This is a genomic window from Streptomyces sp. NBC_00775 (assembly GCF_036347135.1).
GTDB classification, from domain to species: Bacteria; Actinomycetota; Actinomycetes; order Streptomycetales; family Streptomycetaceae; genus Streptomyces; species Streptomyces lutosisoli.
This window is the reverse complement of the sequence record NZ_CP108938.1, coordinates 8,897,249-8,922,536: the sequence shown is the minus strand read 5'-3', so window position 1 is coordinate 8,922,536 and position 25,288 is coordinate 8,897,249. Positions and strand designations below refer to the sequence as shown.

24 protein-coding genes and 1 tRNA gene are annotated in these 25,288 nt (G+C 70.4%); 4 read left to right on the top strand and 21 right to left on the bottom strand.

The window, feature by feature from the left end; all coding sequences use genetic code 11:
• Positions 1-109: 109 nt before the first annotated feature.
• The 15 genes from OIC96_RS39660 to pgsA all read right to left on the bottom strand — a co-directional run bounded on the left by OIC96_RS39660 (position 110) and on the right by pgsA (position 14,025).
• Positions 110-658, bottom strand: a complete 549-nt coding sequence (locus OIC96_RS39660; RefSeq protein ID WP_330303200.1) for an adenine phosphoribosyltransferase — start codon at positions 656-658, stop codon at positions 110-112.
• Positions 655-1,773: a protein translocase subunit SecF gene (secF, locus tag OIC96_RS39655; RefSeq protein ID WP_330303201.1), complete on the bottom strand. Its 1,119-nt coding sequence runs from the start codon at positions 1,771-1,773 to the stop codon at positions 655-657. The genes OIC96_RS39660 and secF overlap by 4 nt, the downstream gene beginning before the upstream one ends.
• 1 nt (position 1,774) lies before the next feature.
• Positions 1,775-3,550 carry a protein translocase subunit SecD gene (secD, locus tag OIC96_RS39650; protein ID WP_330303202.1) on the bottom strand — a complete coding sequence of 592 codons (1,776 nt, stop codon included), beginning with the start codon at positions 3,548-3,550 and terminating at the stop codon, positions 1,775-1,777.
• A gap of 141 nt (positions 3,551-3,691) precedes the next feature.
• Positions 3,692-4,207: a preprotein translocase subunit YajC gene (yajC, locus tag OIC96_RS39645; protein WP_330303203.1), complete on the bottom strand. Its 516-nt coding sequence runs from the start codon at positions 4,205-4,207 to the stop codon at positions 3,692-3,694.
• A 231-nt stretch (positions 4,208-4,438) separates the two neighbouring features.
• On the bottom strand, positions 4,439-5,509 hold the full coding sequence (gene ruvB, locus OIC96_RS39640; protein WP_327427276.1) for a Holliday junction branch migration DNA helicase RuvB: 1,071 nt from the start codon (positions 5,507-5,509) through the stop codon (positions 4,439-4,441).
• Between the two features lie 86 nt (positions 5,510-5,595).
• Positions 5,596-6,207, bottom strand: coding sequence for a Holliday junction branch migration protein RuvA (gene ruvA / locus OIC96_RS39635; RefSeq protein ID WP_330303204.1), 612 nt, complete (start codon positions 6,205-6,207; stop codon positions 5,596-5,598).
• Positions 6,204-6,866 (bottom strand): crossover junction endodeoxyribonuclease RuvC, encoded by a 663-nt coding sequence (gene ruvC, locus OIC96_RS39630; protein WP_330303205.1) that lies wholly within the window; start codon positions 6,864-6,866, stop codon positions 6,204-6,206. Before ruvC ends, ruvA begins: the two co-directional genes overlap by 4 nt.
• Positions 6,867-7,020: 154 nt before the next feature.
• The gene (locus OIC96_RS39625) at positions 7,021-7,773 is read right to left on the bottom strand and encodes a YebC/PmpR family DNA-binding transcriptional regulator (RefSeq protein ID WP_330303206.1); all 753 of its coding nucleotides are present in this window, start codon (positions 7,771-7,773) and stop codon (positions 7,021-7,023) included.
• A gap of 48 nt (positions 7,774-7,821) precedes the next feature.
• Positions 7,822-8,427 carry a pyridoxal 5'-phosphate synthase glutaminase subunit PdxT gene (gene pdxT, locus OIC96_RS39620; RefSeq protein WP_330303207.1) on the bottom strand — a complete coding sequence of 202 codons (606 nt, stop codon included), beginning with the start codon at positions 8,425-8,427 and terminating at the stop codon, positions 7,822-7,824.
• Positions 8,428-8,439: 12 nt separating this feature from the next.
• Positions 8,440-9,363 carry a pyridoxal 5'-phosphate synthase lyase subunit PdxS gene (gene pdxS, locus OIC96_RS39615; RefSeq protein WP_327427281.1) on the bottom strand — a complete coding sequence of 308 codons (924 nt, stop codon included), beginning with the start codon at positions 9,361-9,363 and terminating at the stop codon, positions 8,440-8,442.
• A gap of 311 nt (positions 9,364-9,674) precedes the next feature.
• The gene (locus OIC96_RS39610) at positions 9,675-10,220 is read right to left on the bottom strand and encodes a hypothetical protein (RefSeq protein ID WP_327427282.1); all 546 of its coding nucleotides are present in this window, start codon (positions 10,218-10,220) and stop codon (positions 9,675-9,677) included.
• A 25-nt stretch (positions 10,221-10,245) separates the two neighbouring features.
• A complete protein-coding gene (locus OIC96_RS39605) occupies positions 10,246-11,181 on the bottom strand; it encodes a formylglycine-generating enzyme family protein (RefSeq protein ID WP_330303208.1) in 936 nt (311 codons plus the stop codon).
• 2 nt (positions 11,182-11,183) lie between these two features.
• Positions 11,184-12,344 carry a glycosyltransferase family 4 protein gene (locus OIC96_RS39600; RefSeq protein WP_330303209.1) on the bottom strand — a complete coding sequence of 387 codons (1,161 nt, stop codon included), beginning with the start codon at positions 12,342-12,344 and terminating at the stop codon, positions 11,184-11,186.
• On the bottom strand, positions 12,341-13,306 hold the full coding sequence (locus OIC96_RS39595) for a phosphatidylinositol mannoside acyltransferase (protein WP_330303210.1): 966 nt from the start codon (positions 13,304-13,306) through the stop codon (positions 12,341-12,343). Before OIC96_RS39595 ends, OIC96_RS39600 begins: the two co-directional genes overlap by 4 nt.
• Positions 13,303-14,025 (bottom strand): phosphatidylinositol phosphate synthase, encoded by a 723-nt coding sequence (pgsA, locus tag OIC96_RS39590; protein WP_330310022.1) that lies wholly within the window; start codon positions 14,023-14,025, stop codon positions 13,303-13,305. Before pgsA ends, OIC96_RS39595 begins: the two co-directional genes overlap by 4 nt.
• Positions 14,026-14,243: 218 nt before the next feature.
• On the opposite strand from pgsA, the gene OIC96_RS39585 reads away from it, so the two are divergent.
• The gene (locus tag OIC96_RS39585; RefSeq protein ID WP_330310023.1) at positions 14,244-16,439 is read left to right on the top strand and encodes an elongation factor G-like protein EF-G2; all 2,196 of its coding nucleotides are present in this window, start codon (positions 14,244-14,246) and stop codon (positions 16,437-16,439) included.
• Positions 16,440-16,638: 199 nt separating this feature from the next.
• Entirely contained in the window at positions 16,639-18,294 is a 1,656-nt protein-coding gene (locus OIC96_RS39580; protein WP_330303211.1) for a hypothetical protein, read from the top strand.
• 272 nt (positions 18,295-18,566) lie between these two features.
• Here the strand turns inward: OIC96_RS39580 and OIC96_RS39575 are convergent, their stop codons facing one another.
• Positions 18,567-19,127 (bottom strand): HIT family protein, encoded by a 561-nt coding sequence (locus OIC96_RS39575; RefSeq protein ID WP_330303212.1) that lies wholly within the window; start codon positions 19,125-19,127, stop codon positions 18,567-18,569.
• 67 nt (positions 19,128-19,194) lie between these two features.
• Between OIC96_RS39575 and OIC96_RS39570 the strand changes: the two genes are divergently transcribed.
• Positions 19,195-19,851 carry a potassium channel family protein gene (locus OIC96_RS39570; RefSeq protein ID WP_330303213.1) on the top strand — a complete coding sequence of 219 codons (657 nt, stop codon included), beginning with the start codon at positions 19,195-19,197 and terminating at the stop codon, positions 19,849-19,851.
• 32 nt (positions 19,852-19,883) lie between these two features.
• On the opposite strand, the gene thrS is transcribed toward OIC96_RS39570, so the two are convergent.
• From thrS to OIC96_RS39555, 3 genes are all read right to left on the bottom strand, one after another.
• Entirely contained in the window at positions 19,884-21,863 is a 1,980-nt protein-coding gene (thrS, locus tag OIC96_RS39565; protein ID WP_330303214.1) for a threonine--tRNA ligase, read from the bottom strand.
• A 119-nt stretch (positions 21,864-21,982) separates the two neighbouring features.
• A complete protein-coding gene (locus OIC96_RS39560; RefSeq protein ID WP_330303215.1) occupies positions 21,983-23,200 on the bottom strand; it encodes a hypothetical protein in 1,218 nt (405 codons plus the stop codon).
• Positions 23,197-23,763: a DUF4365 domain-containing protein gene (locus OIC96_RS39555; RefSeq protein ID WP_327427290.1), complete on the bottom strand. Its 567-nt coding sequence runs from the start codon at positions 23,761-23,763 to the stop codon at positions 23,197-23,199. Before OIC96_RS39555 ends, OIC96_RS39560 begins: the two co-directional genes overlap by 4 nt.
• Before the next feature lie 170 nt (positions 23,764-23,933).
• Between OIC96_RS39555 and OIC96_RS39550 the strand changes: the two genes are divergently transcribed.
• Complete coding sequence (locus tag OIC96_RS39550) at positions 23,934-24,659, top strand: 3'-5' exonuclease (RefSeq protein ID WP_330303216.1); 726 nt, start codon at positions 23,934-23,936, stop codon at positions 24,657-24,659.
• A gap of 47 nt (positions 24,660-24,706) precedes the next feature.
• On the opposite strand, the gene OIC96_RS39545 is transcribed toward OIC96_RS39550, so the two are convergent.
• A tRNA-Val gene (locus OIC96_RS39545) sits at positions 24,707-24,778 on the bottom strand.
• Positions 24,779-24,817: 39 nt separating this feature from the next.
• Positions 24,818-25,264 (bottom strand): SRPBCC family protein, encoded by a 447-nt coding sequence (locus OIC96_RS39540; RefSeq protein WP_330303217.1) that lies wholly within the window; start codon positions 25,262-25,264, stop codon positions 24,818-24,820.
• Positions 25,265-25,288 lie beyond the last annotated feature (24 nt).

Sequence of the window (25,288 nt, the reverse complement as noted above, 5' to 3'; positions counted from 1 at the left end):
AGGCGGGCGCCGGATTCCTCCGGGCCCGCCTCCGCGGTGTCCTGCGGGTGTCTCAGGGCTTTCCGTGGCCTTGCCCGGGACTTTCCCCGGGGTGCCTCGGCGCCGGTCCTCAGACCTGGAGGAGCGCCTCCAGGGGGGCGCCCGCCAGGGCCGGCTCCAGACGGCCGCGGCCGCCCAGGAAGCCGAGCTCCATCAGCACGGCGACGCCCGCGACCTCGGCGCCCGCCCGGCGGATGAGCTGGAGCGAGGCCTCGGCGGTGCCGCCGGTGGCGAGGACGTCGTCGACGACCAGGACGCGGTCACCCGCGACCAGGTCCTCGGCGTGCACCTCGATCTCGGCGGAGCCGTACTCCAGGTCGTACGCCTGCGACAGGGTCGCTCCGGGGAGCTTGCCCGCCTTGCGTACGGGGATGAAGCCGAGCCCGGCGCGGACGGCGACCGGGGCGCCGAGGATGAAGCCGCGGGCCTCCAGGCCGACGATCTTCGTCGCCTCGTTGCGCACCGCGATGTCCGCCAGCGCTTCGGTGAGCGCCGTGAAGGCACCCGGGTCCGCCAGGAGCGGGGTGATGTCCTTGAACATCACGCCCGGCTCCGGGTAGTCGGCCACATCGCGGATACGGCTGAGCAGCAGCGTCGAGATGTTTGCGAGCTCTGTCATCGGCGCTTCCCCGAGGGTCGGCCGCGGCCCCGGGCGCGGGACGCGGGCTGGTTGCGCGGGCCGACGACCGCCGGGGTGGCGTCCTCCGGCTCGTCGTCGTCCAGCGGCCCGTCGGAGACCTGGGGCTCCAGGGACTCGCCCTTGGCGGCGGCCTGGGCCCGCTTGGCGAGGACGCGCTTGCGCAGCGCCTTCATCTGCGGCTCGCGCTCCTTGAGGTCGGCGACGAGCGGCGTGGCGATGAAGATCGAGGAGTACGCACCGGCCGCGAGGCCGACGAACAGCGACAGGGAGATGTCGTTGAGCATGCCCGCGCCGAGCACGCCGCCACCGATGAACAGCAGGCCCGCGACCGGCAGCAGCGCGACCACCGTGGTGTTGATGGAGCGGACCAGGGTGCCGTTGATCGAACGGTCGGCGACGTCGCTGTAGGTCCAGCGGGTCTGCTTGGTGATGTCCTTCGTCTGCTCCTTGAGGCTGTCGAAGACGACCACCGTGTCGTAGAGCGAGTAACCGAGGATCGTCAGCAGACCGATCACGGTGCCCGGGGTGACCTCGAAGCCGACCAGAGCGTAGATGCCGACCGTGATGGTGATGTCGTGGATCAGGGCGACCAGCGCCGCCAGGGCCATGCGCCACTCGAAGGCGATCGCCAGGTAGATCACGACGAGGACCATGAAGATCGCCAGGCCCTCCCAGGCCTTGTTGGCGATCTGGTCACCCCAGCTGGGGCCGACCAGGTCGGCGTTGATCGTCTCCGGGTCGACCTTCAGGTCCTTGGCCAGCTCGGTCTTGATCTGGTCGGACTTGTCGGTGTCGATGCCGGCGATCTGGATGCGCAGCGTGCCGTTGCCGAGCTTCTGGACGACCGCGTCGTGGCCGGAGGACTCTTCCGCGTACGTCTCCGCCTGCGCGACCGAGGTGCTGATCTTGCCGGTGGTGAAGACGGCGCCGCCCTGGAACTCGATGCCCATGTTCAGGCCCCGCACCGTCAGGCCGAGGATGGCCGTGATGGTGATCAGGATCGAGATGCCGTACCAGATCTTGCGCTTGCCGACGAAGTCGTAGCCGATCTCACCACGGTGGAGCCGGGCGCCGAGGGTGCCGAGTTTCGACATCTCACGCCTCCTTCGTGTCGACGGGGGCGGAGGGACGGCGAGTACGGCGCAGCGGGGGCTTGGCGCCGAGCCGCTTGGGGTCGAGGCCGGACCAGCTGTGGCCGCTCGCGAAGAAGTTCTTGCGGGCGAGGATCGTCATCAGCGGCTTGGTGAAGAAGAACACGACGACCACGTCGAGCACGGTGGTCAGGCCGAGCGTGAACGCGAAGCCCTGGACCTTGCCGACGGTGACGATGAAGAGCACCGCGGCGGCGAGGAACGACACGAAGTCGGAGACCAGGATGGTGCGCCGGGCGCGCGGCCAGGCGCGCTCGACGGCGGGCCGCAGCGTGCGGCCCTCGCGGATCTCGTCCCGGATGCGTTCGAAGAACACGATGAACGAGTCCGCCGTGATACCGATCGCGACGATGGCGCCACAGACGGCCGGCAGGTTCAGCGCGAACCCGATGGCCGGGCCGAGCAGGGCCATGAGCACGTACGTGAGGGCGGCGGAGACCAGCAGGGAGGCGATGGCGATGACCGACAGGCCCCGGTAGTAGACCACCAGGTAGATGATGACCAGGCCCAGGCCGATCGCGCCGGCGATCAGACCGGCGTGCAGCTGCTCACCACCGAGGGCGGCGGTCACCGTGGTGACGCTCGCCTCCTTGAAGGTGAGCGGCAGGGCGCCGTACTTCAGCATGTTGGCCAGGTCCTGCGCCTCGGTCTGCGTGAAGCTGCCGGTGATCTCGACACTGCCGCTGAGCGACTGGGTGACGGACGGGGCGGAGACGACTTCACCGTCGAGGACGATGCCGAACTGGTTCTGCGGAGTGGTCTGCTGCGCGAGCTGGCCCGTGATGGTGGCGAACTTCTTGGACCCGCTGGACGTGAAGTCCATCGTGACCTTCCAGCCGGCACCACTCGTGGTGTCGAGGACGGCCTTGGACGCCTTGATGTCCGTACCCGCGACGGCGGCGGGGCCGAGCACGTACTTGTACCAGACGCCGTCGTTCTCACCGCAGGCCACGGTCGAGTCGGTGGGCTTGGCGCCGTCACCGGCCTTGGCGCGGGCCGCCTTGTCGGTGCAGTCGAGCGCGCTGTACTCGGCCTGGAGCTTGGCGGTCGCGGGGTCGACGCTGGCGCTCGCGGAGGGCGAGGCGCTGGCGGAGGCCGAGGAGGTCGCCGAGGCCGAGCTGCTCGCGGACGGCGTGGAGTCGGCCTTCAGGGCGTCGGTGACCGCACGGCCCTGGGAGGTGGCGGTGGCCGACGGGGTAGCGGAGCTCGACGAGGTGGCCGTGTCCGAGGCCTTCGTGGAGGCGCTGCTGGAGGGGCTGCTCGAAGCGCTGCTGGAGGAGCTCGCCGACGGGCTGGGCGACGCGGCGGAGCCGGAGGCCTCGGTGGCCAGGACCGGACGGAAGTAGAGCTTGGCGGTGGTGCCGACCTGCTTCCGGGCCTGCTCGGAGTTCGTGCCCTTGGGGATGTTGACGATGATGTTCTTGTCGCCCTGGGTCTGCACCTCCGCCTCGGACACGCCGAGACCGTTGACACGGCGGTTCATGATGTCGACCGCGGTGTTCATGTTGGTCTTGTTGATCGCGTTGGGCTGGCCCGGCTCGTTCTTCGCCTCGAGCGTGATGCTCGTGCCGCCGGCGAGGTCGATGCCGAGACGCGGGGTGGGGTGCCCGGAGACGAACATCCCCCCGGTGAGCGCCGCGATGGCGATCAGGATGAGGGCCAGCGAGCGCCCCGGCCTGCTCTGGGCGCTCGCGCTCCGGCCCTTCTTCGGTGCTGCCACCTTCTCGTACTCCCTCTCGGGCCGCCTTGCGCCGGGTCAGCGCGCGGGCGGCCATGACATGGTGTCGGGACTCCGTGCGAGAACAGCACGTCCCGGAAAGCGCGGGGCGCGAGCGGGTCGCGCCGCGCTCCCGGGGCGTGACTACTTCGCGTCGGGCTCGCCGTCGTCGGACTTCTTCGGCTCTGCTTCGTCGGCCTCGTCGGCCTTCGCCTCGGCGGGCTCGTCGGCCGGCTCGGCCGCCGCGTCCTTCTTGCCGAGGTCGATGGGCTTGTCGTCGGAGGCGTCGGAAGAGGCGTCGGCGGCGGGCTCGTCGGTCTCGGTGAGGGAGGAGGCGTCGTCCGGGACGACGGCGGCGTCGGTCTTCAGGTCGTGCTCGATGCCGTGGACGATGCGGTTGTACTCGTCGTCGGACAGGACGGCGCCGATCGAGTTCTTGGCGAAGACGAGGTCGACGCCCGGTGCCGCGTCAAGGAGGACCGTCTCTTCGTTGACCTCCTTCACCGTCGCGTACATGCCCCCGATCGTGCGGACGCCAGTGCCGGGCTGCATTTCATTACGCATCTGCGCGGCCTGCGACTGCTTGCGCTTGGCCGACCGGGTCATCAGGAACATGGCCCCGATGAGCACGATGAACGGGAGGAGGGTCACGAGACTCACGGGTCGGAACTTCCTTCTTCGACCGCAGATGGTGAGCGGCCTGCTGGATGGGGGTATGTATGCCGCCGACAAGCGCGGCATCGGCGGAGTCTAAGCGAGTCCGCACTCATGGAACAACGCTCAGCATGGCACCGGGGTTCCTGACCCGCACGTACCCTCGCCCACTCTCGGCTTCTCCCCCCGTGCCTCAAGGGCCTGGGAGGTACCCCCAGAGCCGGGGGACCCCGGTCGTCACGCCCCGAACAGGTCCTGTTGTCCGTTTCCGCCCGTCGGCCGGCCGGGCGGGGTGAGGCCCAGATGCGCCCATGCCGCCGGTGTGGCCACCCGGCCACGGGGAGTACGGGCGAGCAGTCCTTCCCGTACGAGGAAGGGCTCGGCGACCTCCTCGACGGTCTCGCGCTCCTCCCCCACCGCGACGGCGAGCGTGGACAGGCCCACCGGGCCGCCGCCGAAGAGCTTGAGCAGGGCTTCGAGGACGCCGCGGTCGAGGCGGTCGAGGCCGCGGGCGTCGACCTCGTAGACCTTCAGCGCGGCCGCCGCGATGTCGCGGGTGATGATGCCGTCGGCCTTGACCTGGGCGTAGTCGCGTACGCGGCGCAGCAGGCGGTTGGCGATACGGGGCGTGCCGCGGGAGCGCCCCGCGATCTCGGCAGCGCCTTCGGAGCCGATTTCGACGTCGAGCAGGTTGGCCGAGCGGTGGATGACGCGCTCCAGCTCGGCGGGCTCGTAGAACTCCATGTGCGCGGTGAAGCCGAAGCGGTCGCGCAGCGGGGGCGGCAGCAGGCCCGCGCGCGTGGTGGCGCCGACCAGGGTGAACGGCGGCAGTTCGAGGGGAATGGCGGTGGCGCCGGGGCCCTTGCCGACGATGACGTCGACGCGGAAGTCCTCCATCGCCATGTAGAGCATCTCCTCGGCGGGCCGGGACATGCGGTGGATCTCGTCGAGGAACAGCACCTCCCCTTCCTGGAGGGAGGAGAGGATCGCGGCGAGGTCTCCGGCGTGCTGGATGGCGGGGCCGCTGGTGATGCGGATCGGGGCGCCCATCTCGGCCGCGATGATCATCGACAGGGTGGTCTTGCCGAGGCCGGGAGCACCCGAGAGAAGCACGTGGTCGGCGGTGGCGCCACGCGCGCGTGCGGCACGCAGGACGAGGTCGAGCTGCTCGCGGACCTTCTCCTGTCCGATGAACTCGTCCAGGTCCTTGGGACGCAGGGCGGCCTCGACGGCCTGGTCCTCACGGTCGGCGACAGAGCCCACCAGCCGCTCGGCGGCGGCTTCGTCGGTCGTGTCGTCCCAGTTCATTGCGTGTGCCTCGCGGTGTGGTGGTCGGGCGGCCGGTGGTTCGGCTGCGGGCGCGGTTCAGCGGCCCGGAGGAGGGGGCCGGTGGTTCAGCGGGCGCGGTTCAGGGTCTGCAGGGCGGCCTTCAGCAGCTGGCCGACCTGGGGTGTGCCCTCGGCGGCCTCGGCCTGCGGGGCGACCGCGGAGACCGCCTCGTCGGCCTCGCGGGTGGCATACCCGAGGCCGATGAGCGCGGCGTGCAGCTGGTCGCGCCAGCCGGTGGCGACCGCCCTGCCGATGGCCGGACCGCCGGTGCCGAGGGGTGCGCCGAGGCGGTCCTTGAGCTCCAGGAGGAGCTTCTGGGCGCCTCTCTTGCCGATGCCGGGGACGGCGGTGAGCGCCTTCTCGTCACCGGTGGAGATCGCGCGGCGCAGGCCGTCGGGCGAGTGCGTGGCGAGCATGGCCTGGGCGAGGCGCGGGCCGACACCGCTCGCGGTCTGCAGCAGCTCGAAGGTCTGCCGCTCGTCGTCGTCCGCGAAGCCGTACAGGGTCAGCGAGTCCTCGCGTACGACGAGGGAGGTGGCGAGCTTGGTCTGCTGTCCCATGCGCAACCCGGAGAGGGTGTTCGGCGAGCACTGGACGGCGATACCGATACCGCCGACCTCGACGACCGCGGAGTCGGGGGCGAGGGCGGCGACCGGGCCGCTGACGAAGGCGATCATGCGGTACGGCCTTTCGAAGCGTGGTGCGAGGCGTTTTTCGATGCGGGCGGGGCGGCTGCCTGCGGGAGCCCGGTCCGCGCGGCTGCCTGCTGGAGTCTGTTCTCGGCGGCGGCCTGCTGGAACCGGTTCTGAGCAGCGGCCTGCTGAAGGCGGTTCTGGGCGGCTGCCTGCTGGAGCCGGTTCTGGGCGGGGGCGCGCCAGATGTGGCAGATGGCGAGGGCGAGGGCGTCGGCGGCGTCGGCGGGCTTGGGGGGCGCGTCGAGGCGGAGCAGGCGGGTGACCATCGCGCCGACCTGTGCCTTGTCCGCGCGTCCGTTGCCGGTGACGGCGGCCTTGACCTCGCTCGGGGTGTGCAGGGCGACGGGGATGCCGCGCCGGGCGGCGCAGAGCATGGCGACGGCGCTGGCCTGGGCCGTGCCCATCACCGTACGGACGTTGTGCTGGCTGAACACCCGCTCCACGGCGACGAATTCGGGCGCGTACTCGTCGAGCCACTGCTCGATGCCCTGCTCGATGGCGACGAGGCGCAGGCCCAACTCGGCGTCCACGGGGGTGCGTACGACACCGACGCCGCGCATGGTCAGGGGCCGGCCCGCGACGCCTTCGACCACCCCGACGCCGCACCGGGTCAGCCCGGGGTCGACACCCAGTACCCGCACCCTGCCCCCTCCTTCGATCTCTCCCCCAGCTACCGCTGGGAGGTGCCCCCCAGTTTGTGCAGGCTATCGGGTGCCACTGACAACAGCCGACAAAGCGACGGGCCGACGGGGTGTGTCCCGTCGGCCCGTTGAGCCCGTTCAGCTCGCGGCAGCGCTACGCGTCGACCTTCTCCATGACTTCGTCGCTGACGTCGAAGTTGGCGAAGACGTTCTGCACGTCGTCGCTGTCCTCCAGGGCGTCGATCAGCTTGAAGATCTTCCGGGCGCCCTCCTCGTCCAGCTCGACCTGCATGGTCGGGACGAAGTTGGCGTCGGCGGAGTCGTAGTCGATTCCGGCCTCCTGGAGCGCGGTGCGCACCGCGACCAGGTCGGTGGCCTCGGAGATGACCTCGAAGGACTCACCGAGGTCGTTGACCTCCTCGGCGCCCGCGTCGAGCACGGCACCCAGGACGTCGTCCTCGGCCAGCTCGCCCTTGGGGACGATCACGACGCCCTTGCGGTTGAACAGGTACGAGACGGAGCCCGGGTCGGCCATGTTGCCGCCGTTGCGGGTCATGGCGACGCGGACGTCCGAGGCGGCGCGGTTGCGGTTGTCGGTGAGGCACTCGATGAGCACCGCGACACCGTTCGGACCGTAACCCTCGTACATGATCGTCTCGTAGTCGGCGCCACCGGCCTCGAGACCGGCGCCACGCTTGACCGCGGAGTCGATGTTCTTGTTCGGGACCGAGCTCTTCTTGGCCTTCTGGATGGCGTCGAACAGCGTCGGGTTTCCGGCCGGGTCAGCGCCACCCGTCCGCGCCGCGACCTCGATGTTCTTGATCATCTTCGCGAAGAGCTTGCCGCGCTTGGCGTCGATCACGGCCTTCTTGTGCTTCGTCGTAGCCCATTTAGAGTGGCCGGACATCTGCCTGTCTCCTTCGCGTAACCCAACTCTTTACGAACCCCAGAGATCCTACAAGGACTCTGGAGTCCGGTTCGCGCGCACCATGTCGACGAACAGGGCGTGCACGCGGTGGTCGCCGGTCAGCTCCGGGTGGAACGACGTGGCGAGCGCGTTGCCCTGGCGGACCGCGACGATGTGGCCGTCGTGCTCGGCGAGCACCTCGGTCTCGGCGCCGACGGACTCGACCCAGGGGGCGCGGATGAAGACGCCCTCTACAGGATCGCCCGCGATGCCCTGGACGTCGACAGCCGCTTCGAACGACTCGTTCTGCCGTCCGAAGGCGTTGCGGCGCACGATCATGTCGATACCGCCGATCGTCTCCTGGCCCGAGCGCGGGTCGAGGATCTTGTCGGCGAGCATGATCAGGCCGGCGCAGGTGCCGTAGACGGGCATTCCGGCCCGCACGCGCGCGCGGAGGGGTTCCATCACTCCGAAGAGGACGGCCAGCTTGGAGATGGTGGTGGACTCACCGCCGGGGATGACCAGGCCATCCACCTCGGCGAGCTCCTCGGGGCGCCGCACCGGCCTGGCCACGGCGTCAGCCGCGGCCAGGGCGATGAGGTGCTCCCGTACGTCGCCCTGGAGGGCCAGGACGCCTATGACGGGGGTGTTCATGAGTGGTGTGCCTTACCAGCCGCGGTTGGCGTAGCGCTCGGCCTCGGGGAGGGTGTCGCAGTTGATGCCGACCATGGCCTCGCCCAGGTTGCGGGACGCGTCCGCGATGATCTTGGGGTCGTCGTAGAAGGTGGTCGCCTTCACGATGGCGGCGGCGCGCTTGGCCGGGTCGCCGGACTTGAAGATGCCGGAGCCGACGAAGACGCCCTCGGCGCCGAGCTGGCGCATCAGCGCGGCGTCGGCCGGGGTGGCGACGCCACCGGCGGAGAACAGCACGACCGGCAGCTTGCCGAGCTCGGCGACCTCCTTGACGATCTCGTACGGGGCGCGGAGCTCCTTGGCGGCGGCGTACAGCTCGTTGTTGTCGAAGCCGCGCAGCTTGGCGATCTCGTTCTTGATCTGGCGCAGGTGGCGGACGGCCTCGACGACGTTGCCGGTGCCGGCCTCGCCCTTGGAGCGGATCATGGCCGCGCCCTCGGCGATGCGGCGCAGGGCCTCACCGAGGTTGGTGGCGCCGCAGACGAAGGGGGTCGTGAACGCCCACTTGTCGGAGTGGTTGACCTCGTCGGCCGGGGTGAGGACCTCGGACTCGTCGATGTAGTCGACGCCGAGGGACTGGAGGACCTGGGCCTCGACGAAGTGGCCGATACGCGACTTGGCCATGACCGGGATCGAGACCGCGTCGATGATCTCCTCGATCATGGTCGGGTCCGACATACGGGCCACGCCGCCGTCCTTGCGGATGTCGGCGGGGACCCGCTCCAGGGCCATGACGGCCACGGCGCCGGCGTCCTCGGCGATCTTCGCCTGCTCGGCGTTGACCACGTCCATGATCACGCCGCCCTTGAGCTGCTCGGCCATGCCGCGCTTTACGCGGGCGGTGCCGATCGCGGTGTTCTCAGCGGGCTGGGCGGAGTTGGAGAGCGTGCTGGACACGGGTTGACCTCACTCGGTGAAAGAGGATTTCTGCTTGACCGAGGAAACGCGAGGGGACCAGTCCACTACAAGGGCCAATGGGGAGCCGGTGGATTTTTTTCGCCCCCGCCGCCCCTACCCGTCCCGTCTCTGGGGGCTGCGCCCCCAGACCCCCCCTAAAAGATTGCGCAGTTGCCCGCGCCCCTAAAAAGACCCCGGGCGGGCGTGGGATCGCGGGGCGAAGCCCCGCGCCGTTAGGGGCGCGGGGAACTGCGCAATCTTTTGGACCAGCCCCCACCCACCCGCACCCGACACACGACCAAAAACGCAGGTCAGCTGGTGGGGCGGTCGGCCAGGGCTACCGGGGGTTCGTCGTCCATTTCGAAGGCCATGGGGAACGGGGCGTGGCCGGCGAGGCGGAACCAGCGGACCTTGCGGTGGCGGCGGAGCGCACGCGCGGCGCGCACGGAGTCATTGTGGAAGCGCCGAGCCATCGGCACCCGCCGCACCGCCTGCGCCAGCTCACTCGCGGCCTCCTCCCCGCCGGGAACAGCCCGCACCGCCTCCACCTGCTGCACCTCCCCGAACACGGCCCTGAGCGCCTGACTCAACTCGCTCTCGGCCACCTCCCGCTGCTCCTCCTCGGCCTGCCGGGCCGCGTGCGCGGCCTCGTACAGCACGATCGAGGCGGCCGGATCAAGGACGCCCGACGTGGCCAACTCCTGCGCCACGGAGGCACGGCGCAGCAACTGCGCGTCGAGGGCGGCACGGGCGGCGTCGATGCGGGCATGCAGCCGGTCCAGGCGCCCGGCGGTCCAGCTCAGGTAGAGGCCGATCGCGACGAGGCCGACGAGGATCCAGATGAGGGTTGCGGTCACGGGCGGCAAGGCTACCCGGGTACGGTCACCGCTCTTCGAGATCCCAGGCGCAACGGAAACCGCCGTGCCCGGTCGAGGAGTCGGGCGTGTTCTTGGAGCGGGCGGCGACCCGGTAGCGGTTGCAGTACGAGGCGTGGCAGAGGTAGGAGCCGCCCCGGATGACGCGCTGGTCCGCGTCCTCCTCGGAGAAGAGGTCCGCGCACCACTCCCACACGTTGCCCGACGTGTTGTGCAGCCCGAAACCGTTGGGCTCGTAGGCGTCGACGGGCACGGTCCCGGTCGCGCCGCCCGGACGCCTGCTGACCCGGGGGAACTCCCCCTGCCAGGTGTTCATCCGCTCCCGGCCGCCCGGCGCGAACTCGTCGCCCCAGGGATAGCGGCGCCCTTCGAGGCCGCCGCGGGCCGCGTACTCCCACTCGTTCTCGGTGGGCAGCCGGGCGCCCGCCCAGGAGCAGTACGCGAGCGCGTCGTGGTACGAGACATGCACGACGGGGTGGTCCGAGCGGCCTTCGAGATCCGAACCGGGTCCCTCGGGCGCACTCCAGGAGGCGCCCTCGACGCCCAGCCACCAGGGTGCCGCGGCGACGGCCCCCAGCACGGCGTCCCGCGCACCGGGGTGCAGCAGCAGGTGGAACACGAACGAGCTGCCGTACTGCTCCGCCTCCGTCCGGTACCCGGTCTCCCGCACGAAGTCCGCGAACCGGGCGTTGGAGACGGCGGTCGCGTCGATCCGGAACGGTGCCACGGTCACCGTACGGACGGGTCCCTCGGCGTCGTCCGGATACCCCTCGCCGAAGGCGTCGCCCCTGCGGAACTCGCCGCCGGGCAAGGTGATGGCCGCGGCATCGTGGGCGCGACGCTCGCCCCTCGGCGGGCCGGGTGCGGCCAGTTGGAAAAGTGAACTGGCCTTCCCGCGCGCGGGTGCGCAGCACGACGCTCCCCCACCCGAGGTGTCCGGCATGTTCAGTCCCGGGCCAGCCCGAACCGCGCCCGTAGCCCGGTCCGTTCGTCGGCGGCGACCGCCGCCGCTCCGTCGGTCACCGTCTCGTAGACGGACAGGATGTCCGCGCCGACCGTCGACCAGTCGAAGCGCCGCACATGGGCGCTCCCGCGCTTGCGCAGTTCGGCCCGGCGCACCGGATCGCCCAGGAGCCGCAGCGCGGCGGCGGCCAGCGCGTCCGCGTCCTCGTTGGCGAACAGCTCGCCCGCCGCGCCCTGGTCGAGGACCTGGGCGAACGCGTCGAGGTCGGAGGCGAGCACGGGTGCTCCCGCCGACATCGCTTCCACGAGGATTATCCCGAAGCTCTCGCCGCCGGTGTTGGGCGCCACGTACACGTCGACGCTGCGCAGGAAGCGGGCCTTGTCCTCATCGCTGATCATGCCGAGGAACTCGACGCGTGAGCGCATCTCGGCGGGCAGCGACTCCACCGCCTCCTCCTCGTCACCGCGCCCGGCCACCAGGAGCCTGGTCCCCGGGCGCTCGGCGAGGATCTTGGGCAGCGCCTTCATAAGCACCGGCAGGCCCTTGCGGGGCTCGTCGATGCGGCCGATGAAGCCGAGGGTGTCGCCCTGCCACTCGGACTTGGGCTTGGCCCGGGCGAAGAAGTCGACGTCGACACCGTTCGGGATGACGACGGCGTCACCGCCCAGGTGCTCGACGAGGGTGCGGCGCGCGTATTCGCTCACCGCGATCCGCGCGCTGATCTTCTCCAGGGCAGCCTGGAGGATCGAGTACGCGGCGACCATCGCCCGCGAGCGCGGGTTCGAGGTGTGGAAGGTGGCCACGATGGGGCCCTGGGCGGCCCAGCAGGCCAGCAGTCCGAGCGACGGCGAGGCCGGCTCATGGATGTGGATCACGTCGAAGGTGCCGTCGTGCAGCCAGCGCCGCACCCGGGCCGCCGAGAGGAAGCCGAAGTTCAGGCGCGCCACGGAGCCGTTGTACGGCACCGGGACGGCGCGGCCGGCCGAGACGACGTACGGCGGCAGGGGTGTCTCGTCGTCCGCGGGGGCGAGGACGGAGACCTCGTGCCCGAGTCGGATGAGGTGTTCGGCCAGGTCGCGGATGTGGAACTGGACGCCGCCCGGCACGTCCCAGGAGTACGGGCAGACGATGCCGATCCTCACGGGGTCCCCTTCTCGGGATCCTTCTCGGGATCCTTCTCAGTGTTCCCGGTGTTCCCGGGATCCTTCTCGGGGTCGAGGTCCTTCAGCCACAAGCGCTGCAGCATGTGCCAGTCCTCCGGATGGTCGGCGATCCCCGTGGCGAAGGCGTCGGCCAGCGCCTGTGTCATGGCAGACGTCTTTTCGGCCCGGGTACCTGTCTCGGGGACTTCGACGGGCGGATGCACGCGGCCCTTCATCACGGGCGAGTCGTCGTACCAGAGCGTCACCGGGAGCAGGATGGCTCCCGTCTGCTGGGCCAGCAGGGCCGGGCCCGCGGGCATCCGGGTCGCCTCCCCGAAGAACTTCACCTCGACGCCGGACGCGGACAGATCGCGCTCGGCGACCAGGCAGATCAGTCCGCCGTCGCGCAGCCGCCGGGCCAGTGTGCCGAAGGCGGTGCCGCCGCTGTGCGGCAGGACCTCCATGCCGAGGCCCTCGCGGTAGGCGACGAAACGGTCGTACAGCGATTCGGGCTTGAGCCGCTCGGCGACCGTCGTGAACGGGGTCTCGAGTTTCGTGGTGACCCAGGCGCCCGCGAGATCCCAGTTGCCCATGTGCGGGAGGGCCAGGATCAGGCCCCTGTCGGAGGCGAGCGCGTCGGTGAGGTAGTGCACGTCCTTCGGGTCGAAGCCCGTCTTCACGCGCTCCGCGCTCCAGGCGGGGAGCCGGAAGGACTCCATCCAGTAGCGCAGATACGAGCGCATTCCCGCCTTGGAGAGCTCGGCGAGCCGTTCCGGAGTCGCGTCGGGCACCACGCGCGCGTAGTTGCTCTCCAGCCGCTGGACGCCCTTGCCGCGCTTCTTCCAGGCGAGGTCGGCGATCGTCCGGCCCAGCCGCACGGCGACCGGCTCGGGGAGCTTCTTGACGGTGCTCCAGCCGAGCGCGTACGCCCCGTCCACCAGTCTGTCCCGGAGGCTGGTCACGGCGTGGCCCCGCTGTTCTGGGCCGCCGCGGCGGCGTCCGCCTCCGCGGACTCCCTGCGGACCGTGACGACGCGCTGGATGAGCGTGACGAGGCTGCCGACGGCGACGATCCACAGCGCGATGGGCAGCAGCACCTGGATGCCGGGCACACCGAACGTGTGCAGGCCCGCCAGGCCGGCCGCGACCAGCGAGATCACCAGGCGCTCGGCACGCTCGACCAGGCCGTTGACCGCGACCGGAAGGCCGATGGATTCACCGCGGGCCTTGGTGTACGAGACCACCTGGCCGCTGGCCAGGCAGAAGATCGAGACCGCGCAGAGGACGTTGTCGTCGCCGTTGCCCGCGTACCAGAGCGCGAAGCCGCCGAAGATCGCGCCGTCGGCGACCCGGTCGAGCGTCGAATCCAGGAACGCGCCCCAACGGCTGGAGCGGCCGAGCTGGCGCGCCATATTGCCGTCGACCAGGTCCGAGAACACGAAGAGCGTGATGACGATCGTGCCCCAGAAGAACTCCCCCCGGGGGTAGAAGACCAGCGCGCCCGCCATGACTCCGGCCGTGCCCAGGAGGGTGACCGTGTCGGGGCTTACCCCCCGGCGGATGAGAAACGCGGCGAACGGTGTGAGGACACGCGTGAAGAATGCACGCGCGTACTTGTTCAGCATGGCCTTCCCGAGGGTCGGTGTGGCCGCGCGGCCCCTGCTGGCCACCGGCTGGCCCATCGTAGCCACGCGCGCGCTTGTGCGATGGTCGGGCACCCGCACCCCCGTGTCACGAGGGGCTGCCGCCGGTGTCGGGGCGCGATCGCGTCCGCCGTATGGACGCACCGTGACGCGAGTGCAAAGCTCGAAGACACCGCGGGCGTCATCGGAGCCGCACCGCACGCGGATCCGTCATGCCCGCGCCCACAGTGACCTCACCGTGCACGGGAGGCAAGGCCATGGGCGACAAGGCGAACGCACACCCCGGAGCCGCCGGCAGGGCTACAGCGGCCGACCACCCCGCGTCCGTACGGAATGTGGTGCTGGTCGGCCACAGCGGATCGGGCAAGACGACATTGGTGGAAGCTCTCGCGCTGACAGCGGGAGCGGTGAACCGGGCGGGCCGCGTGGAGGACGGCGGCACCGTCTCCGACTACGACGAGATCGAGCACCGCCAGCAGCGGTCGGTGCAGCTCTCCCTGGTACCCGTCGACTGGGACGGATACAAGATCAACATTCTGGACACCCCTGGATACGCCGACTTCGTCGGGGAACTACGGGCCGGTCTGCGAGCGGCGGACGCGGCCCTTTTCGTCGTCTCGGCCTCGGACGGCGTGGACGGCTCGACCCGGATGGTGTGGGAGGAGTGCGCGGCCGTCGGCATGCCGCGGGCCATCGTGATCACCCACCTCGAGTCCGCCCGGGCGAACTTCGAGGAGATGACGCGGATCTGCGCGGAGGCCTTCGGCGCGGACGACCCCGACGCCGTACTGCCGCTGTATCTGCCGCTGCGCGGCGAGGAGGGTCCTGACGGACACGCGCCCGTGACGGGCCTGACCGGGCTGCTGTCCCAGCGGCTGTTCGACTACGCCTCCGGGGAGCGCAAGGAGGCGGAGCCAGGGCCCGACCAGCTGCCGCTCATCGAGGAGGCCCGCAACCGGCTGATCGAGGGGATCATCGCCGAGAGCGAGGACGAGACCCTCATGGACCGCTACATCGACGGGGAGGAGATCGACCTCAAGACGCTCGTGGACGACCTGGAGAGGGCCGTGGCGCGCGGGACCTTCTTCCCGGTGCTGGCCGCCGCCCCGGCCGCCGAGGGGGCCCGCCAGGGGCTGGGCACGGTCGAGCTCCTGGAGCTCGTCACGGGTGGCTTCCCGACCCCGCTGGAGCGCGCGGCGCCCACGGTGACCACACCGGACGGCGCGGCGCGCGAGGTGAAGGTGTGCGACCCGAACGGGCCGCTGGTCGCGGAGGTCGTGAAGACGGCCAGCGACCCCTACGTGGGCCGGGTCTCGCTCGTACGCGTCTTCTCCGGCACCCTGCGCCCCGACGAGACGGTGCACGTCTCCGGACACGGGCTGGCCGACCGCGGCCACGAGGACCATGACGTGGACGAGCGCATCGGCGCCCTGTCCACGCCGTTCGGCAAGCAGCAGCGCGCGCTCACGCACTGCATCGCGGGCGACCTGGCGTGCGTGGCGAAACTGAACCGCGCCGAGACCGGCGACACCCTCTCGGCCAAGGACGACCCGCTGCTCATGGAGCCGTGGCAGATGCCCGACCCGCTGCTGCCGCTCGCCATCCAGGCGCACAGCAAGGCCGACGAGGACAAGCTCTCGCAGGGCCTCGGCCGACTGGTCGCCGAGGACCCCACGATGCGCCTGGAGCAGAACCAGAACACCCACCAGGTCGTCCTGTGGTGCCTGGGCGAGGCCCACGCGGACGTCGCCCTGGAGCGGCTGCGCAACCGCTACGGCGTCCAGGTCGACGTGATCCCGTACAAGGTCTCCCTACGGGAGACGTTCGCGGGCAAGTCCGCCGGGCGCGGCCGCCATGTGAAGCAGTCGGGCGGGCACGGCCAGTTCGCGATCTGCGAGATCGAGGTCGAACCGCTGCCGAACGGCTCGGGCATCGAGTTCGTGGACAAGGTCGTCGGCGGCGCCGTGCCACGGCAGTTCATCCCGTCCGTCGAGAAGGGGGTGCGCACCCAGGCCGCCAAGGGCGTGGCCGCGGGCTATCCCCTCATCGACGTACGGATCACGCTGCTCGACGGCAAGGCGCACTCGGTGGACTCCTCCGACGCCGCGTTCCAGACGGCGGGCGCGCTCGCCCTGCGCGAGGCGGCCGCCGACGCCAGGATCCATCTGCTGGAGCCGGTGGCCGAGGTGACGGTCCTGGTCGGCGACGACTATGTGGGCGCCGTGATGAGCGACCTGTCCGGGCGCCGCGGCCGAGTCGTCGGCACCGAACAGGCGGGCTCCGGGCGCACGCTCGTACGGGCCGAGGTCCCGGAGATCGAGATCGGGCGGTACGCCGTCGATCTGCGCTCCCTCTCGCACGGCACCGCCCGCTTCAACCGCAATTACGCGCGGCACGAGCCGATGCCGCCTCAGGTCGCGGAGAGGATTCGAGAACAGACGCAGGACGCCTGAGCGGCCCCGGGAAAAGCCAGGCACCGCTTAGCAGTTCAGAGCACCCCGGTCGGCGGGCGGCTTCGGCCGTCCGCCGACGAATGTCGGTCGCGGCCGATACTCTGAGAACCTGATCAAGACGATGACCTGATCAACAGGTGTGCGGAGCAGGGAAGTCGGGAAAGCCGCAGGTGCGGGTGCGGCGGTGAGGGGGGCGGAAGTGGCGTTCGACGGTTTCGATTTCACTCCCGGGGCGCAGGTGCCGCTCTCGGGTTCCGCGGGCCAGACGGCGGCGACCTTCGCGCTCGCCTCGGCGGCGTACCGGGACAACGGCATCGAGGAGATCCTCAAGGCCGACAACGACTGGCACAAGTCCACCGTCAAAGCCGGAAAGATCAAGCTGTTCGCGCCGAACCTGGGCGAGGCCTTCGCGCGGGCCGTGCAGGACCGCATGCTGGGCGCCGGACGCAAGCCGCTCATCCAGTCCTTCGGCACCGAGCCGCAGGTCGTCGTGGAGCACTGCCTGGCGGCCAACCGCATCCGCAGGGAGCGGGACAACTGGCTGTCGGCCGTGATGGCGCTGTGCGGGCTGCTCTTCCTGCCCGGCCTCGTGGTCTGGCTGCTGGTCTTCCAGATCCGCACGCAGATCGCCAAGCGCGAGGACAAACGCGCCTCCGCCCTGGCGACCACACTTCTCGTCGCCGTCGGCGCCCTCGCCGTGCTCTTCCTCATCCGCATGCCGTTCACCGGCTTCTGGGCCTGGTACGCGCGCGCGTCGGTCGTCCTCCCGGTCGTCGGCTGGCTCTGGGCGAAGCAGATCTGCGAGCGCACGGCCAAAGACCTGCGCGACCGCTGGGACAGCCTCCTGTCCGGCGGCGGCATCGGCCCCAAGATCCCCGAGGCCGTGCCCGGCAGCCCCGGTGAGACGGCGGCCGAGCGGCTGCGCCAGGCCCTCGCCCGTCTCACCGCCGAGCAGCAGTCCAACTCGGTCTTCTACGCGGGCCCCAAGGGCATACTCGGCATGGGCACCCGCTGGGGCAGCTGGCAGCTCGCCGAGGACCTGGTGGCCCGTGACGAGGGCAAGGAGATCCACCCGTTCCGCAGCTGGGACGTCATACGGTCCATCCACGACAAGCTGCGGATGCTGGAGCGCGGTCCGCTCAACACCGGTGGTTTTCCGGCCCCTTCGATAAAGCACTGGGTCGTCACGCCGATCGGTGAGAACGCGAAGGCGGTGTCCCGGCCCGACGGTACGGACGTGGACGCGTACACGATCAAGACCCACGCCATACAGGACATCTGCAACAAGCAGCAGTTCGGCAGCGGGAACCGGCACTACCTGGGGGTCCAATGGACGCTCTGGGACGGCCAGTTGATCATCACCATGCTGATCACCGTGACCGTGCTGCACGAGACGCTGCGCATCGAGGTGACCGGGCATGCGCTGGGTCCGGTGAACCCGCTGTTCACGACGAAGCCGGAGGCTCCGACGAAGGAGGTCGCGAAAGCGGTCAAGTTCTGGGAGACCCGGAAGGTGAACCTGCCGCTGGTCACCACGGACGAGGTCGTACGGCTCGCCGCGCGGGCGCTCTTCACCTGGTATCCGCCGCTGCTCAACTGGATGGGCGGGACCCTGACGCTGCCCGAGCCCTTCGGGCTGCGGCACGCCTGGGCCGATCAGCCGTGGCGGCACAGGTTCATGGCCGACGACGCGCTGCGGGCTGCTACGCCGGTACTGCGGGTGGTCCACTCGGCGGCGATCAAGGTCCTGGAGGAGAACGGGGTCGACACCGAGAAGTTCGGCAACCGGTCCGCGTTCCTGAGTACGGCGGTGCAGGATCCCATGCCGCGGAAGGCCGACCTCTACGATGCGTGAGCCTCCGGCGGTTGGGCGGGAAGCGGCCGGTTCGTAGGTGCGGGTCCGTGGGGGCTGGACGGACTGGGGTGGTTCGTCGGGTGCGGGTCCGTGGGGGCTGGACGGGACTGGGGTGGTTCGTCGGGTGCGGGTTTGTGGGGGCTGGGCGCGCAGTTCCCCGCGCCCCTGAAGGGGCGCGGGTGACGGGGCGCCCGTTGCCAGGTACCCCATAACCAGGGCCCCGTGACCAGGGGCCCGTGACCAGGGCCCGTGACCCGGCTCCCCCGGCCGAACTACCGCGTCGGCCAGGCCTCTGCCAGCATCTTGCGGGTGTCTGCCAGGAGCTGGGGCAGGACCTTGGTGTGGCCGACGACCGGCATGAAGTTGGTGTCGCCGCCCCAGCGGGGGACGATGTGCTGGTGGAGGTGGGCGGCGATGCCGGCGCCGGCGACCGTGCCCTGGTTCATACCGATGTTGAAGCCGTGGGCGCCGGAGGCGGTGCGCAGGGCGGTCATGGCCTGCTTGGTCAGTTCGCCGAGTTCGGCGGTCTCCGGGTCCGTCAGGTCCGTGTAGTCGGCGACGTGACGATAGGGCACGACCATGAGGTGGCCGCCGTTGTACGGGTAGAGGTTGAGCACGGCGTAGACCTGCTCGCCGCGCCGCACGATCAGCCCGTCCTCGTCCGACTTGGCCGGGATCGAACAGAAGGGGCAGCCGTCGTCGGCCCCCGGTCCGGTGGGCTTGTTCTCGCCCTGGATGTAAGCCATCCGGTGGGGCGTCCACAAGCGCTGGAACGCGTCCTGCGTTCCCACTCCGATCTGCTGCTCCGGCTCACTCGTCATGTGTTGCAGCATATTGCTTCGCCCGTTCGCGGCGTGTCGGCGGGGGCCTTGCAAAAGGGCCTGCGGCCAAGCTGGGGCGATGGACGACGACAGCCCACTGGCCCACTGGGAGCGGCGCACCGAGCTCCTGCTCGGCCTGGCCTCGCTGGTGTTTCTCGCCTCGTACGCGGTCCTTGTCCTGGGGCAAGGTCTGCCCGCGGCCGTGCTGAACGCGTGCCTGGCGGCGATGCTGGCCGCCTGGGCGTTGTTCGGGGCCGACTACGCGGTGCGCTGGCGGCTGAGCGGGCAGCGCCTGAGCTTCCTGCGGACGCACTGGCTGGACACCGTGGTGCTCGTCCTGCCCCTGCTGCGCCCCGTACGCATCGTGAAAGTCTACGAAGCCGTACAGCACCGCCACGGGCAGCCCCGGCTCTCCCTGCACGCGCGTGTGGCCGTCTACTCGGGTCTGTCGGTCACATTGATCGGCTTCGCGGGCGCCCTCGCCGTCTACCAGGCGGAGCACGGGGCGCCGAACGCCACGATCCTGACCTTCGGGGACTCGGTGTGGTGGGTGTGCTCCACACTCTCGACGGTGGGTTACGGGGATGTGACCCCGGTGACACCCCGGGGGCGCACGATCGCGGTCGGGCTGATGGGGTGCGGCCTGGCGCTGCTGGGCGCCGTGACGGGATCGTTCTCGTCGTGGCTGTTGCAGGTGTTCACGCGCGAGGACGACGAAAGGCCCCCGGGGAGCTGAGCTTCCCGGGGGCCTTTGAAACCGCGTACGCGTCAGACCTGCGCGCGCTCCTCGACGATCTTCACGATCTTGGCGATCGCCTCGTCGACGGGGATGCCGTTCTCCTGCGAGCCGTCGCGGTAGCGGAAGGAGACGGCGCCGGCCGTCATGTCCTCGTCGCCCGCGATGACCATGAAGGGCACCTTCTGCTTCTGCGCGTTGCGGATCTTCTTCTGCATGCGGTCCGAGGACGCGTCGACCTCGACGCGCAGCCCGGCCGCCTTCGCCTTCTTGGCGAACTCCGCCAGGTACGGCACGTGCGCGTCGCCGATCGGGATGCCGATCGCCTGCACGGGCGCCAGCCAGGCCGGGAACGCGCCCGCGTAGTGCTCCAGGAGCACCGCGAAGAAGCGCTCGATCGAACCGAACAGCGCGCGGTGGATCATGACCGGCTGCTGCTTCGAGCCGTCCGCGGCGGTGTACTCCAGGTTGAACCGCTTGGGCTGCTGGAAGTCGACCTGGACCGTGGACATCTGCCAGGAGCGGCCGATGGCGTCCTTGGCCTGGACGGAGATCTTCGGGCCGTAGTACGCGGCGCCGCCCGGGTCGGGAACGAGCGGGAGGCCCTGCTTCTCGGCGGCCTGGCGCAGCGCGTCGGTGGCCTCCTCCCACTCCGCGTCCTCGCCGATGAACTTCGGGGAGTCGTCGCGGGTGGACAGCTCCAGCTCGAAGTCGTGCAGGCCGTAGTCGCGCAGCAGGTCCAGGACGAAGGTGAGCAGCGAGTCCAGCTCGCCCGCCATCTGCTCCTTGGTGCAGTAGATGTGCGAGTCGTCCTGCGTGAAGCCGCGGGCGCGGGTCAGGCCGTGCACGACGCCCGACTTCTCGTAGCGGTAGACCGTGCCGAACTCGAAGAGCCGCAGCGGCAGTTCACGGTACGAACGACCGCGCGCCTTGAAGATCAGGTTGTGCATGGGGCAGTTCATCGCCTTGAGGCGGTAGTTCTGCCCGTCGAACTCCAGGGGCGGGAACATCGCGTCCCCGTAGTTCGGCAGGTGCCCCGAGGTCACGAAGAGCTGTTCCTTCGAGATGTGCGGGGTGTTCACGAACTCGTAGTCCGCGTCCTCGTGGCGCTTGCGCGAGTAGCTCTCCATCTCCCGGCGGACGATGCCGCCCTTGGGGTGGAAGACCGCGAGGCCGGAGCCCAGCTCCTCCGGGATGGAGAAGAGGTCCAGCTCGGCGCCGAGCTTGCGGTGGTCGCGCTTCTCGGCCTCGACGAGGAAGTCGAGGTACGCCTTCAGCTCTTCCTTGGACGGCCAGGCGGTGCCGTAGATGCGCTGGAGCTGCGGGTTCTTCTCGCTGCCGCGCCAGTAGGCGGCGGCCGAGCGCATCAGCTTGAACGCCGGGATGTTCCGGGTGGTGGGCAGGTGGGGACCGCGGCAGAGGTCCTTCCAGCACAGCTCGCCGGTCTTGGCGTCGAGGTTGTCGTAGATGGTCAGCTCGCCACCGCCGACCTCGGCGTCGGCGCCCTCGGCGGCCTGCGCGGCGTTGCCCTTGAGGCCGATGAGCTCCAGCTTGTACGGCTCGTCGGCGAGCTCCTCGCGGGCGGCCTCGTCGGTGGTGATCCGGCGCGCGAACCGCTGTCCGCGCTTCTGGATCTCCTGCATCTTCTTCTCGACGCGCTTGATGTCGTCGGGCGTGAACGGCTCGGCGACGTCGAAGTCGTAGTAGAAGCCGTCCTTGACCGGCGGGCCGATGCCCAGCTTGGCCTCGGGGAAGAGCTCCTGCACGGCCTGGGCCATGACGTGCGCGGTGGAGTGGCGCAGGATGTTGAGGCCGTCCTCGGAGGAGATCTCGACGGGCTCGACCTCCTCGCCGTCCTTCACCTCGTACGCGAGGTCCTTCAGCTCGCCGCCGACACGGGCCGCGACGATGGTGCGCTCACCGGCGAAGAGGTCGGCGGCCGTAGTGCCCGTCGTCACCACACGCTCGTCCCGCTCGGAATCGCGTTGGATGATCACACGGACGTCTGACACCGGTCTCTCCTGACTGAAGGGGGCAAGCTCACCCACTGGGGCATGGCATGGCAATGCCTTTCCGGCGATCCTACCGAGCCGGGGGTGCCCACCGCGAAACGGTTGTGCCCACTGCGCCCTCAGTCCCCGCTGCACGCCTCTTCGAAGAAGTCCAGGTTCTCCTGGAGCGACTTCATCAGGCGGTCCCGCTCGGCCTCGTCCACCTGCACGGGTACGACCCCGGAAGCGTCCGTGAGCCTGCGGAAGCCGCCACGGCTCTCCAGCCGCCCGTGCACCCGCACCGGCAGCCCGACCAGGTGGGCATGGCCCGCTATCCGGTACGCCTCCTCGTCGAGGGTCATACGGACGTGCGGGACCTCGGCGCCCGCGATGACCCGCAGCCGTACGGTGCCCTCGCCGCGCGGCCCCGACCTGCGCATCCGCACCACGGCACCGGTGAGGCGGACCGGCACGGACGGCTCCTCGCGCAGATAGCGGGCGCCGGCCTCGCGCAGCACGGGCAGGTCGCCGGGCGAGAACTCGACGGGCTCGGCGGGCGTCGCGCAGCCCTCGGGGACACCGTCCGCGGGCGACCACTCGACGGCGATCCGGGCGCCCTCGGTGCCGCGGACCAGGGCCACCAGGGCTTCCAGGAGCTCGTGACTGACGCCCGCCTCGACGGCCGCGTCGAAGGCGTCCATGCCGCCGGTGGCCCGCTGGTAGTCGATGGCCTCGCGGGCGGCGTACAGCGCCTGGTGCAGGCGGATGGCGAGCGGCCGTCCCGTGGCGACGGGCACGAAGGCGGTGAGCCGGCGTCCGCCGGGTTCGGCGCCGACCAGCACGTTCTCCAGGGACGTGGCGGCGGACCTGCGGTGCCGGGCGCCGTAATAGCCCGCACGCGCGCGTGTGGCCAGCGCGCCCGCGAGCAGCATCTGGCGGGCGGCCGCGCGCAGCTGCTCCTCGACGGTCCAGGGCGCGGCGCCCACAGGTCCGGTCGGGACGTCCCGCCACCAGCGGATCTCGTCGCTGGGCACGGCGAGCGCGACCAGTACGTCGCGTGCGGACGGCGAACCGCTGCGGGCGAGCGCCACGAGCGCCTCGCCGAGCAGGTCGTCGCTGTCGGGGAAGGCCCGGTTCTCCGGCACCAGCAGGCTGGTGCCGCCGCCACCGGGCCCCGGTGGGGTCCACCGGCCGTACCGTCCTGCCGCGCCTCCGCGCCGCTGCCAGCCGTGCCGGTGCAGCAGGGCGCTGAGTACGGCGGGGTCGACCTGGCCGGGCTCGGGCGGCTGGCTCCAGAACGCCTCGACCGGGTGCGGCCGCACCGGCCGCAGGGCTTCGTCGATCGGGCGGTGCGTCATGGTCTGCCTCCCGTCCCGACCCGCGTCATGATCTCGCAGAGCGCGCGGTCGTCGAAGATCCGCGAGGTCGGTATGCGGACGGTGGTCCTGCGCCGGCCCGTGATGGCGTGCCCGGCGAGGTTGATCCAGTAGCAGCAGTGCCGCAGGTCGAGGCGGTCGTGGCTGGCGCGCAGCCAGTCGTCCTGGGACCTGGGCACGAGCATCACGACCAGGATCTTGTGCACCGAGACCGGGGTGCGGGCGAGCTTCGCCAGGTGCTCGTTGTCGAGCGTGAAGGAGAAGGCGGGCCCCGGCGGGTTCGGCGGGATCTGGTACGTGCACTTGAGCTGCACCTTGATGGTGACTTCGTCGTCGACCGTGTGCCCGGGGGCGCTGTGGCTGACGTGCCAGTCGATGCCGTTGTCGGGAAAGGGCTGGGACAGCGAGCAGCCGGCGGCCGCCGCGACGGCGTGCAGATAGCCGACCTGCAAGGTCTCCATGCAGGCGGTGGTGGCGAGCGTGCCGCGATGGGGTGCCGTCCGCTGGGGCAGCAGCCCGCCCCGCTCGGGCTGCGCGAGTGCCATGAGTCCAACAGCCTTCCAAGCCAAGTAGATCCCCGCTGCGGGCCGCTGAACTGCAAAGACCCGTACCTCTGTTGTCTCCTTCCGGCGTACGGCGCAAACAGCCCGGGTATCACCAAACGGGCAGAAGACGGTGCGTCAGCTGCCGTGGGTGAACGAGGAGTTGTGTACGTATGACGTGCTGGTACGAGGGCCCCTTGGCCGCGTTCGACACGGAGACCACGGGCGTGGACGTCGAGACCGACCGGATCGTGTCGGCCGCCGTCGTCGTCCAGGACGCCCCGGGTTCCCGTCCGCGGGTGACCCGATGGCTGGTGAACCCGGGAGTGCCGGTGCCCGCGGGGGCGACGGCGGTGCACGGGCTCACGGACGAACATCTGCAGCGCAACGGCCGCTGGCCGTCGCCGGTGATGGAGGAGATAGCCCTGGAGCTGGGCGAACAGGCCGCGGCGGGCCGTCCGCTCGTGGTGATGAACGCGCCCTTCGATCTGACCCTGCTGGACCGGGAGTTGCGCCGCCATCGCGCCTCCTCCCTCGACCACTGGTTCGAGTCGGCGCCGCTGCGCGTGCTCGATCCCCGGGTCCTGGACAAGCACCTGGACCGCTATCGCAAGGGTCGCCGCACCCTTACCGACCTGTGCGCGCACTACGACGTGGTGCTGGAGGGCGCGCACGACGCGGCGGCCGACGCGCTGGCCTCGATGGATGTCGTACGGGCGGTGGGGCGCCGTTTCGCGGCCCGTCTGGAGCGGCTCTCGCCCGCCGAGCTGCACACGCTGCAGGCGGTGTGGCATGCGGCACAGGCGCGCGGGCTGCAGGCGTGGTTCGCGCGCAGCGGCTCGGACGAGGCGGTGGATCCGGCGTGGCCGCTGCGTCCCGAACTGCGCGAGGCAGCATGAGCACACAGAAAAACCGGTCCGTCTGTGACGGACCGGCTTTCTCCGGGTGGGCGATACTGGGTTCGAACCAGTGACCTCTTCGGTGTGAACGAAGCGCTCTCCCACTGAGCTAATCGCCCGGGAACGGATTGAACAATACAGGTCCCGGCGGGTGTGGTTCAAACCGCTTCGAGGTAAGCCGTGAGTCCTCGCTGTCCCGCGCGCATCATCAGGGCGTGGTTGGCGCGGAAGACCGGCCGCCCCGGTACCGCGAGCCGCCGCAGCAGGGGCTTGCTGACGTCGACCTCCTGGTCGTACCGGGCGCGGGTGCCGGGCCCGTCGGAGGTGAGCGTCCAGCGTGCCCAGCCGTCGAGGTCGCCGGTCATCGCGATCTCCAGGACCCCGGCCGTGGGGTCCCGCCGGACCTCCCGGGCGGTGAACACCAGGTCGTAGGGCAGGAGTGCGCGGATCCGGATGGTGCCGCTGCGCTCGTCGATCGGGTTGACCTCACGGACCTGGGGCCACCAGCGCGGGTAGTGCTCGGCCTGTTCGAGGGCGGTGTAGACGGCGGCCGGGGGCGCGGGCAGGGCCCAGAGGCTGCGGAAGCGGTAGTGGCTCCAGTCCATGTACGGAGTGTGCCCTTACGGGGA